Origin of the sequence: Fontisubflavum oceani (genome assembly GCF_030407165.1) — a bacterium.
Classification (GTDB): Bacteria; Pseudomonadota; Alphaproteobacteria; order Rhodobacterales; family Rhodobacteraceae; genus Rhodophyticola; species Rhodophyticola oceani.
Window position 1 is genome coordinate 2,303,327 of the sequence record NZ_CP129111.1, and the last position, 11,108, is coordinate 2,314,434.

10 protein-coding genes and 1 pseudogene are annotated in these 11,108 nt (G+C 61.2%); 5 read left to right on the top strand and 6 right to left on the bottom strand.

What is annotated here, in order from left to right:
• Window positions 1–67: 67 nt before the first annotated feature.
• Window positions 68–1,456, top strand: a complete 1,389-nt coding sequence (locus QTA57_RS11780) for a calcium-binding protein (protein ID WP_290151611.1) — start codon at window positions 68–70, stop codon at window positions 1,454–1,456.
• 6 nt (window positions 1,457–1,462) lie between these two features.
• Here the strand turns inward: QTA57_RS11780 and QTA57_RS11785 are convergent, their stop codons facing one another.
• The 4 genes and pseudogenes from QTA57_RS11785 to QTA57_RS11800 all read right to left on the bottom strand — a co-directional run bounded on the left by QTA57_RS11785 (window position 1,463) and on the right by QTA57_RS11800 (window position 4,060).
• Window positions 1,463–2,230: a FadR/GntR family transcriptional regulator gene (locus tag QTA57_RS11785; protein ID WP_145208185.1), complete on the bottom strand. Its 768-nt coding sequence runs from the start codon at window positions 2,228–2,230 to the stop codon at window positions 1,463–1,465.
• Between the two features lie 177 nt (window positions 2,231–2,407).
• On the bottom strand, window positions 2,408–2,797 hold the full coding sequence (locus QTA57_RS11790; RefSeq protein WP_290151613.1) for an OmpA family protein: 390 nt from the start codon (window positions 2,795–2,797) through the stop codon (window positions 2,408–2,410).
• Window positions 2,776–3,057, bottom strand: a complete 282-nt coding sequence (locus QTA57_RS11795) for a hypothetical protein (protein WP_290151614.1) — start codon at window positions 3,055–3,057, stop codon at window positions 2,776–2,778. Before QTA57_RS11795 ends, QTA57_RS11790 begins: the two co-directional genes overlap by 22 nt.
• A gap of 140 nt (window positions 3,058–3,197) precedes the next feature.
• Window positions 3,198–4,060 (bottom strand): annotated as a pseudogene (locus QTA57_RS11800) (methylated-DNA--[protein]-cysteine S-methyltransferase).
• A gap of 207 nt (window positions 4,061–4,267) precedes the next feature.
• Between QTA57_RS11800 and nth the strand changes: the two are divergent.
• The 3 genes from nth to QTA57_RS11815 all read left to right on the top strand — a co-directional run bounded on the left by nth (window position 4,268) and on the right by QTA57_RS11815 (window position 7,743).
• A complete protein-coding gene (gene nth / locus QTA57_RS11805; RefSeq protein WP_290154885.1) occupies window positions 4,268–4,912 on the top strand; it encodes an endonuclease III in 645 nt (214 codons plus the stop codon).
• Window positions 4,909–5,901, top strand: a complete 993-nt coding sequence (locus QTA57_RS11810; protein WP_145208193.1) for an adenosine kinase — start codon at window positions 4,909–4,911, stop codon at window positions 5,899–5,901. The genes nth and QTA57_RS11810 overlap by 4 nt, the downstream gene beginning before the upstream one ends.
• A gap of 120 nt (window positions 5,902–6,021) precedes the next feature.
• On the top strand, window positions 6,022–7,743 hold the full coding sequence (locus tag QTA57_RS11815; RefSeq protein ID WP_290151615.1) for a cation:proton antiporter: 1,722 nt from the start codon (window positions 6,022–6,024) through the stop codon (window positions 7,741–7,743).
• On the opposite strand, the gene QTA57_RS11820 is transcribed toward QTA57_RS11815, so the two are convergent.
• Entirely contained in the window at window positions 7,740–8,546 is an 807-nt protein-coding gene (locus QTA57_RS11820) for a phosphate ABC transporter ATP-binding protein (protein WP_407933521.1), read from the bottom strand. The two genes, QTA57_RS11815 and QTA57_RS11820, sit on opposite strands and share 4 nt — an antisense overlap.
• Window positions 8,547–8,738: 192 nt before the next feature.
• Between QTA57_RS11820 and QTA57_RS11825 the strand changes: the two genes are divergently transcribed.
• On the top strand, window positions 8,739–10,121 hold the full coding sequence (locus QTA57_RS11825; protein WP_290151617.1) for a 5'-nucleotidase C-terminal domain-containing protein: 1,383 nt from the start codon (window positions 8,739–8,741) through the stop codon (window positions 10,119–10,121).
• A gap of 135 nt (window positions 10,122–10,256) precedes the next feature.
• On the opposite strand, the gene QTA57_RS11830 is transcribed toward QTA57_RS11825, so the two are convergent.
• A complete protein-coding gene (locus QTA57_RS11830) occupies window positions 10,257–11,075 on the bottom strand; it encodes a sulfotransferase family protein (RefSeq protein WP_171559030.1) in 819 nt (272 codons plus the stop codon).
• Window positions 11,076–11,108: the final 33 nt, after the last annotated feature.

Sequence of the window (11,108 nt, forward strand, 5' to 3'; positions counted from 1 at the left end):
CTGTTTTTGAACCCAGACCGCCCCTCCAGACACTCACGAGACATCGGGACATCTGGAGGGTTTGACCATGATCATCACAGGCACGGACGGGTTGGACTGGCTCTATGGCACCGACGGTGCCGATTGGATTTACGGCTATGACAGCGCCGATGTGATCCATGGCCGCAAAGGCAGCGATTACATCTTTGGCGGCAATGGCAATGATTGGATGAATGGCGGGCGCGGCCATGACACGATCCGCGGTGGTCGCGGCGACGACCAAGCCTTTGGCGGGCGTGGGCGCGACGTGCTCTATGGCGATGAGGGCAATGACACTCTCGACGGGGGCGATGGCCGAGATGAACTGCATGGCGGGTCGGGCAATGATTGGATGTTTGGCGGTGCGGATGCCGATATTCTTGTTGGCGGCGATGGTGGTGACATCCTCAACGGCGGCGCGGGCGCGGACTTTCTGAACGGCGGCCAAGGCATCGATATCGCCGCCTATGACGGATCGGGCGTGGGCGTCCATGTCTCGTTGTTGACCGGAACCGCCCAATATGGCGACGCGGCGGGCGATACGCTGATCAGTATCGAGGGGCTGACGGGGTCTGCCCATGCCGATGTCTTGATTGGCGATCACTCCGCCAATTGGCTGTCGGGCGGAGCGGGCAACGATGCTTTGTCAGGCAATGGCGGGGCTGATGTGATCGGCGGCGGGGCCGGAGATGACATTATGCTGGGCGGTGCTGGCAATGATCGGGTGTTCACAGGGTTGGGTTTTGACATTGCCGATGGCGGCACTGGGGTCCGCGATATCCTCGATTTCAGCGAAAACAGCGCCCATGGTTGGACCATCGATATGCTGACCGGACGAGCGGAGCAGGTGGTGTCATCCAAGGGGCAGACCGTCACGCTGAATGCGACTGATTTTTCCGGTTTCGAGGTCATCGTCGGGTCAGGGGCGGATGATGTGATCCTCGGCGACAAACACAGCAACAGCCTTTACGGCGGCGCGGGCGATGACGCCTTGGTCGGGGCTGCGGGCAACGATTATCTCTATAGCGGCGCGGGCAGTTATGACCGGCTCTTTGGCAATACGGGCGATGATGGGCTGGTTGCGGATGCTGAGGCCGCGTTTGTCGAGATGACCGGCGGGAGCGGAGCCGATGTGTTCTTGTTTGCCTTCGACCCCGTGCTGTCCACCGGGCTGCGTGGCGAGATCACCGATTACGACCGCACCGAAGGTGATCGGATCGCCTTCTCCGCTGCTTTGGCCGATGATCTGATCTTCATCGGAGAGGCGGCGTTTAGCGGCGACGGCCAGATGGCTTTCCGGGTGCAGTCGATCCTCGGTGGGATGGCGACGCAGGTGCAGGTGGATTCCGATGGCGATGGCGCAACGGATTGGTTTTTCAACGTCCTGCAGGATGACGGTTTAGGTCTCCTGGGCGCGAGTGATTTCTATTTCGACTAGGCCGGATCAGCGCGCCTGTTCATGTTCATAGCGGCGGCGGGCGATCTCCTCGTTGCGATCAGCTTTCTGCTGATTGCTGAGGTCTTCCTCGACATAATCCATATGCGCGGTGATCGCATCGCGAGCGGCTTCGGCGTCACGGGCCTGGATCGCGTCATTGATTGCCCGGTGCTGGTCCAGAAGCGCATCGCGGGTGGTGCGTTGCTTGAACATCACCTGACGGTTGTAAAATACGCCTTCGCGCAACAGGTCGAACATCGACCGCATCATATGCAGCATAATCACGTTATGGCTGGCTTCGATGATCGCAAGGTGAAACTCCGCATCCAACTCGGCTTCGTCTGAGGGGTTCCGCTTTGAATGTGCCGCTTCCATCTTGTGATAGATCGTGTCGATCACCTTCAGATCAGTGTCCGAGCCATGAATCGCAGCGCGGGACGCGGCCAGACCCTCCAGATCACGCCGAAACGAGACATAGTCGAACACCGCCTCGTCATGTGCTGAAAACAGCCGGATCAGGGCGTCGGAAAAGGCGCTGCCCAGAACATTTGCGACATAGATCCCGGCACCGGCTCGGGTGGCCAAGAGGCCCCGGTTCTGCAACTCCGCAACCGCTTCTCGCAGCGACGGGCGCGACACGCCGAGCCGTTCGCTAAGCTCGCGTTCCGAGGGCAGGCGCTCGCCCGGTCGCAAAATTCCGCGTAAAATCAGTTGCTCAATCTGGCGCACAACCGAATGCGATAGCTTCTCCGCTTCGATCCGCTGAAATGGCATCTTTGGGGTTCCTCCCTCCCAATTGGTCAAAACATATGACCGGACAGGGCGGATTGTCCAGGGAAGAGATCGCAACCGCATGGGTGCGCGCCCGCCTGAGCCTTGGCCCCCGCAGGGGCCAAGGTGAGGTCAAGCCAATGCGCCAGAGGCGCTCAATTGGATAACAGGCCGGACCGATCAGCGGGTCGGGCGAATAACGATCTCGACCCGGCGATTCAGCTGACGACCCTCAGGCGTGAGGTTGCTTGCAACCGGCTCATTCTCGCCACGGCCGTAGCTGCGGATGCGGCCTGGATTGACGCCCTCTTCCAAAATCACCCCGGCCACGGCGCTGGCCCGGCGGGCCGACAGATCTTGGTTATAAGAGGCCGATCCGGTGTTGTCGGTATGGCCGATCACGTCCACCGTGCTGTTGGGATATTGCTGCAAGTTGCGGGCCAAGGCGCGTATATCCTGTTGCAGCCCGGCACGGATCGCGGCGCTGTCTACGGCGAACAAAATCCCTTCGGGCATCGTCACAATCAGCTCTTCGCCGGTATTGTTGATCAAGATCTGATCATTGGCCATCGATGAGCGCAGGTCACGGGCCTGCCGATCCAAGATCTGCCCGATTGTCCCGCCAGCAAGCGCACCGGCTGCCGCCCCGAGCAGCGCGCCGCGCCCCGATCATCGTCATCCACCGCGGCGCCAAGCACGGCCCCACCAAGCGCGCCGGCGATCAGGCCGGTCTGTGTGCGTTCTCCCATGGGTTCGCCTTGCGGCACGCAAGCGGCCAGGCCCAATGTGGCGGTCATGGTTACGGCGATGCCGGTTTTACGGAGTGTCATGCTGCTGCCCTTATCTTCCAAAAATACAACGGCCCGGTTGTGCCCGAACCTTCTGATTTTGTCTTATAGCAGGGCTTTGATAGTCAATAACATCCGCGATTTTCGCGGGCGGAAACCCGCCGGTTTCGTGCAGCGCGAGATCAAGCGCTTTCCCGCGCATCCGCCTCCGCGCTTTCCCAGGCCAGCATCGCTCGTTTCACTGGCAGACCCCAGTGATAGCCCGCCAAAGCGCCGGATTTCCGCAGCGCCCGGTGGCACGGGATCAGCCAACTGACCGGGTTTCTGCCAACCGCCGTGCCCACGGCCCGCACCGCTTTCGGGTTGCCGATGGCCTGCGCGATCTCGGAATAAGTGGTGACCTGGCCCGAAGGGATCGCGAGCAGCGCCTCCCAAACCTTGATCTGAAACGGGGCGCCGATCAGATGCAGCCGCGCCTCGCCGGTTTGGCCGAACGCCGCAGCCACCCAAGCGGCCAGCGCTGCGGGATCTTCCAGATAAATGGCTTTGGGCCAGCGCGCGCGCATATCGGCAAATGTTGCCTCGCGCCCGGTTTCCGAGGCAAACGCCATGCCGCACAGCCCACGCTCGGTGCCCATGGCAAGGGCCTCTCCAAACGGGCTGTCGAACCAGCCATAGCGGATCGTCAGACCCGCGCCACCGCGCGCATAGTCGCCGGGGCTCATCGCTTCCCACCGGAGGAACAGATCGTGCAATCGCCCGCCACCGGAGAGGCCCGTCTCGGCCACGGTATCGAGCACGGTGAATCGCTCCGCCAAAAGGCGTTTCGCGTGATCCAGCGTCAGATATTGCTGATACCGCTTAGGCGACACGCCAACCCATCGGGAAAACACCCGCTGGAGATGCGCCGGGCTCATTTGCAGCGCTGCGGCCAGCTCTTCCAGCGACGGCCCGGGGGCGGAGCGGCATCGATGATGTCGATTGCGCGGCGCACCACATTGAAATGATAGGCGGTATCGGCGGTTTCTCGGGTGATCTCGGTCATATGGGTCATCTTACGCTCCATCTTTGATCCAAAGATAGGGGCGGCGCCCTGGCTTTCGCGACCCGGTTCTTGCTTGAAAGCGAGCGCCTGCCGACCGGCTTTGGCCTTCTTGTCGACGTGATGCAGCGCGCCGGGATCGCGCCATCCGGTTTCCGCTGCTATTCAGGGCTTGCCCCGCAAGAGCCGCCGCGCCATACGGTGGCCAACATGGCCAAACAGCTCGATTATCACACGCTGCATGAGATTTTTACCCGGTTTCAGGCCTCCGAGGCCGAGCCGAAGGGCGAGTTGCATCATGTGAATGCCTATACGCTGGTTGTGGCTGTCGCGCTGAGCGCGCAGGCGACTGATGCGGGCGTGAACAAGGCCACCGCAGCGCTGTTCGAGATTGCCGATACGCCGCAGAAAATGCTCGATCTGGGCGAAGAGGCGCTGATCGGGCATATCAAGACCATCGGGCTTTATCGCAACAAGGCCAAGAACGTTATCAAGCTCAGCCGGATCTTGGTCGAGGAATATGGCGGCGAGGTGCCATCGAGCCGCGCCGCGCTGCAATCGCTGCCCGGCGTCGGGCGCAAAACGGCCAATGTGGTTTTGAACATGTGGTGGGGGCATCCCTCGCAAGCGGTCGACACCCATATCTTCCGCCTCGGCAACCGCTCCGGCATTGCGCTGGGCAAAGATGTCGATGCGGTCGAACGCGCCATCGAAGACCATATCCCGGTGGAGTTCCAACACCATGCCCATCATTGGATGATCCTGCATGGGCGCTATATCTGCGTCGCGCGCAAACCCAAATGCGGCGCGTGTATCATTCGCGATCTCTGCCAATTCGAGGACAAAACAGAATGACCAAGACCTATGATGTCGTCGGCATCGGCAACGCGGTTGTCGACGTGATCTCTCATGGCGATGACAGCTTTCTCGACAATATGGGGATCACCAAAGGCATCATGCAGCTGATCGAGCGCGAGCGCGCCGAGGTGCTCTATGCCGCGATGTCTGACCGGGTACAGACGCCGGGTGGCTCGGTCGCCAACACCTTGGCCGGGCTGGGCACCCTGGGGCTGAGCACCGCCTTTGTGGGCCGGGTGAAAGATGACGCATTGGGCAAGTTCTATGCCGAGCGGATGGTGGTCGAAGGGACCGATTTCCCGAACCCCCCGGTCGATGGCGAGCATTTGCCGACCTCACGTTCGATGATCTTTGTCTCGCCTGATGGCGAGCGGTCGATGAACACCTATCTCGGCGTGTCCTCGGAGCTTTCTGAAGAAGATGTCGACCCGAGCGTTATGGGGGCCGCGCGGCTTTTGTTCCTGGAGGGTTATCTCTTCGACAAGGATAAAGGCAAATCCGCTTTCCTCGCGGCGGCAGCGGCCTGCCGGGCTGCGGGTGGGCAGGCGGGCATCACGCTTTCCGATCCGTTCTGCGTTGACCGGCACCGGGACAGTTTCCGGCAACTCATCGAAGACGAGATGGATTTCGTGATCGGCAATGAGGCCGAATGGCTCTCGCTCTATGAAACCCACGATCTTGATGTGGCGCTGCGCGAGGCGGCGATGGTCTGCCCGACGCTGGTCTGCACCCGCTCTGGCGACCCGGTGATCTTGCGCCGGAACGACGAACAGGTCGAAGTGCCAGTTGAGAAGATCACCCCCGTCGATGCCACCGGGGCCGGGGATCAATTCGCGGCGGGCTTCCTCTATGGCCTAGCGACGGGCCAGGAGCTGGAACTGGCGGGCCGGATGGGGGTTGCGGCGGCCGCCGAGGTGATCCGCCATATCGGCCCGCGCCCGCAACGCCCGCTGAAAACGCTCTTTGCTGAACAAGGGTTGATCTGACGGCCAAATCGACCGCCGCGGGTTGACTGACGCGGCGAGATACTTAGCTCTCATATTGGCAGGCCCGGATGTCCGTTCCGGTTTGGCCACCGACGCAACACCGCCGGAGGCATGCAACGGATGACCGACGCAATCAGCAGCTACATCTTCTATGAAATCGCCGCGCTTTTGGTGCTGGCCGCTTCGGTTGGCTTCATCGGGCTGATGCTGCGCCAGCCTCTGATCGTGAGCTTCATCGCGGTTGGTATTCTGGCTGGACCGTCAGTGCTCGATATCGCGCGTTCGGATATTCAGATCGACCTTCTGGCCGAGTTGGGCATCGCGGTTTTGCTGTTCCTGGTCGGGTTGAAGCTCGACCTGAACATGGTCCGAACGCTTGGCCCTGTGGCGCTTTTGACCGGGCTGGGGCAGGTGGCGTTCACCACGGTTTTCGGCTTCCTGATCGGTCTGGCTCTTGGGTTTGGCTGGCTGATCAGCCTCTATATCGCGATCGCGCTGACCTTCTCCTCGACCATTATCATCGTGAAACTCCTGACCGATAAGCGGGAGCTTGGCTCGCTTCATGGTCGGATCGCGCTTGGCTTCTTGATCGTGCAGGATTTGGTCGTCGTGATGGCGATGATCATTCTGTCCGCTGTGGGGGTTGGGGCCGGGCAGGACGGGGCTTGGACCGAGGTCTTGGCGGTCTTCGGCTATGGCGCGCTGATGCTGGTCGCGGTGGGGCTGTTCATCCGCTATCTGGCCGATCCGCTGGTGGAGCGCCTGTCCCGCTCCCCTGAACTGCTGGTTTCCTTTGCGATTGGCTGGGCGGCGTTGCTGGCCGCACTTGGCCATTACCTGGGCTTCGGCAAGGAACTCGGCGGGCTCTTGGCCGGTGTCTCGCTCGCCTCCACCCCGTTTCGGGAGGCGATTGCGGCGCGGCTGGCCAGCTTGCGGGACTTCCTGCTGCTGTTCTTCTTCATCGCGCTTGGTGCCTCGCTCGACCTCTCCGTGCTGGGGGCAAGCGTCTTTGCCGCGCTGATCTTCTCGGCCTTTGTCTTGATCGGCAACCCGTTGATCGTGTTGGCGATTATGGGGGCGATGGGCTATCGCAAGCGCACCGGGTTTCTCGCCGGTTTGACCGTGGCGCAGATCTCGGAGTTTTCGCTAATCTTCATGGCGATGGGGCTGTCCATCGGCCATGTGACTGAGGAGGCGCTTGGTTTGGTGACATTGGTGGGGCTGATCACCATCGCCGCCTCGACCTATATGATCACCTATTCGCACCAGCTTTATGATCGGGTTGAGCCGCTCTTGGGAGTGTTTGAACACAAAAACGCCGGTCGGCTTGAGGATGACGGCGCGGCCCCGGCGCAGGCTCATGACGTGATCGTCTTCGGTCTTGGGCGTTATGGCATGGCAATCTCGCAGGAGTTGAGCACTCAAGGCTGGCGGGTCTTGGGCGTGGATTTCAACCCGGCTGCCGTCCGCTATGCGCGGTCGCAAGGCATGGATGTGATGTATGGCGACGCGACGGACCCGGAGTTTCTGGCGCATCTGCCGCTGACCGATGTGGCCTGGGCGGTCTCTGCGGTGCCGGAACATGACACCGGGATCACCCATGACGATCCGCGGCGCGCGCTGGTTTTGGCGCTGCGCGAGCTTGGCTTTGGCGGGCGCGTGGCCGTGGCGGTTCATAGCACCGAAATGGGCAATGAAATGCGGCAGGCCGGGGCCGATCTGGTGCTGCACCCGTTCCGCGACGCGGCCGCGCAAGCGGCGCGCTTGGTATTGGAAGGCGGCGGTGCCTCCGCCGCCTTGGCGCCCGCCGACCCAGAGGGGCAGCGGGAGCTGGTTTCCTAGCCGAACTTGCCCTCGATGAACGACCGCGCTTCGGCGGTTTCGGCACCCGTGAACATCTTGTCATTGGGCCCGATTTCGACCAGTCGGCCCAGGTGGAAATAGGCGACCCGGTCGGCCACACGGCGGGCCTGCATCATCGAATGGGTGATGATGACGATGGATTTGCTCTGTTTCAGCTCCATCACCAGCTCTTCGACTTTCGCCGTGGCAATCGGGTCGATGGAGCCGGTCGGTTCATCCATCAACAGCACATCGGGCTGCGTTGAAAGCGCCCGGGCGATGCAGAGCCGCTGCTGCTGCCCTCCGGACAGATCGGTGCCCGCTTTCCGGTGCAGGTCATCTTTGACTTCATCCCAGAGATGCGCCCGTTGCAGGCAGGTCTCCACATGCGCTTCCAACTCCGCCCGGTTGCGCATCAGCCCGTGCAGCCGCGCGCCATAAGCGACATTGTTGAAGATCGAAGAGGGGAATGGGTTCGGCTTCTGCGCCACCCAACCAAAACGGCGGCGCAGCAGCGGCGGGTCGACCTCGGGCGCGTAGATATCGTCGCCTTCGAGGGTCAATGATCCCTCGACCCGCACGCCGCGGGTGTCGTCATGCATCCGGTTCAAGCATTTCAGCGCGGTGGATTTACCGCAGCCAGAAGGGCCGATAAAGGCCAGGGCTTCGGTCTCGTAGAGGTCGAAATTCACATCGGTCAGGGCCTGTTTTTCCTCATACCAGAGGTTCAGATCCCGTATCTCCATGAAGGGCGGCGTATTGCGGCCCGCTGGATGGCTTACGGTCGTGGGGGCGTCGGTTATGTCAAACATCTTGGCGCTCCTGAGGTTAAATGCTAACCCCGAGCCTGCTCGAAACGCGTAACGTCTGATTTGATCTAGATCGAACCAGAGAAAACTTCACAAAACCTTCACAAAACACCGAGGCAGGGCAATCGCTTTGTGATACTTCTCCGGCAAATAAGTCCGGAATTGTCGCGCCTTAGGAGAGTTATGATGACCCAGATGACCGTTGCCCTTGATCGCCGTTTTGTGGTGAAGGCCCTTGCCGCGGCCCCATTGGCCGCAAGTCTGCCTGCAATGGCGACCGCGCAAGACAGCGGAGCAGACGCGATTTTGCTCAGCATCTCGGATTTGCATTCGCCTTACGCCCGGCTGCCAGCCTTGTTGCAAGCGGTTCGGGAAATCGTCGCCAGCGCGGATGCGCCGGTTGCCATGGTCATCAATGGTGACATCTTTGAGCGCGGCAATGTGGCTGCGACCCGGTCCGGGGCGAGTGCCGATTGGGCATTTTTGGCCAGCCTGGCCGCAGAACTGCCGCTGGTCATCAATCTTGGGAATCATGAAACCGCGATTTTGGACGATATGAGCGTCTTCGTCGCTCGCGCCACCCAACTCGGTGCCGAGGTGATTGGGAACCTTGTCGACCGGCGCACGGGCCGGTTTTTCGCGCCGGTTTCGACCCGGATCGGTCTGGGCGGCGTGACACTTGCCATGATGGGCGTCGGTACGGACAACCCCTTTGTCTATCGCCAGCCCGCGCGGGAGACGCTGAGCCTGCTTGATCCGGTTGGATTTGCCCAAGATGCCTTTGCCGATGCCACCGGCGGGGCGGATCTGCCCATTCTGGTCAGCCATGCTGGCGTCATGGCGGATCGGTCCATCTTGCCGGGGTTGGATGCGGGTACGCTCACACTGGGCGCGCATGATCATCTGGACTTCACCCATGAGGAGGAGGGACGGACCTATCTTCATGGTGGGGCCTGGGCGCGCAATCTGGGTGTGACCCGGATTCGCAGGAGTGGTGACGGGCTATCGCTATCGCACGAGATGCGGGCCTTGCCACCATCGGGCGGAGATGAGGCGCTTGCCGCCGCGATCGCCGCGGTCAAATCCGAACACCTGACAGATGACGACATGGCGGTGATCACCGAGCGTGCTGCCGCACTGGATTTGGCGGATTCTATTCTTCTGGCGGCCGAAGCTGTCCGCGCTGCAAGCGAGGCCGACATCGCGGTTCTGGGGCACACGACATTTGGCGCGCCTTTGGCGGAGGGTCCGCTGACCCGGTATGACTTTGACGCCTTTATCCGGTTTGACGGTGCCATCGCCGTTGCAGAGGTGCGGGGCGACGTCCTGGCCCAGATCATGACCCGGGCGAACCAGCATTTGGCGGGCAGTCTAGACCAGCGTACCGGCGATTTCATTCATGCCGCCGCGTTCGATATCGACCCGGCCCGGACCTATCGGCTTGCGACCAATGGATGGACCGCGCGGAACCAAGACAGCTATCTGGGTACCAGTGATCTGGACTTTGCTGAAATCGATGGGTTGCAGCTCAAAGCTGTGGTTGCGGACGCGCTGGCCGCCGGGCTTTGAGGTGGGGCGCTTGGGTTCACGCCCCCATTCGGGAGCCTTCACCCAAGCGCGCGCCCGTTTGCGACCGGTGTAAGAGGCGAAATCTTGGCGCGGCGGGCGCGGCACCGTCCTAACGGGCGGTGCAAACGACCGTCATCAATCGCCCAATTTCGCATGCACCTCGTCCAGATCGATCTCACCAATCGGCATTTTGTTCGACGGGTCTTCGAAATCGTATTTGAAGAGTTGGAAATCGCGTTTGTAGATTTCATAGACCAGATGCATCGACAAATCGTCGAAGTACTCTTCTACCGGATGCGCCCGCTTGGGCCCGTGGCCTTCGCTCTCGTTGAATCGGGGGACGCCGTCGAGCTTCACCTCATGGGCCATCGGGATCGCGTCGATCACCGTTTGCATGCCGTCATTGAACGCCTCGGTCCAGAAGATGTGGTCATAGCGCCCGCCATTGACGATGAAGGTCGAGACATGGCCGGACATGGCCGACCAATGAATGTCCGGGTCCATCGGGCGGCGCCAGCGGATCGTGTCGCGCGCGAAAAGCAAGAAGCGGCGGAAGCTTTTGATCTGGTCGAACTCCTGCTTCCCGTCGTCGCCGCCCACTTCGATCCCGTATTTCTGGATCAGAAGCGGCACCATATTGCCGCGATAGCGTTTGCCGTTGCGCTGGATGCCGCAGATTTTGTCGAAGAAGCTGGATAGGATGCGCGTGTAAGGGTTGCGAACGCAGGTGAAGGCGTAGGATTTGTGACCCTTCACATTCGCCTCAATCTTGGGCTGGCTGTCCTCCAGGGCCCATTTATGCAGCCCGTCCTTGGCGTCATGGATGTCGCCGTCGAAGAACTTGCCCTGGTCGGAGTAATACATGATCTGACCGATGGTCGAGCAGGCGCATTTGGGCACCACGCGGTAGACCACGCTTTCGCTTTCGGTCATCCATGTTCCCGGAAAACCCATGTTTTCGGACCTCCTACGCTACGTCGCACGCTT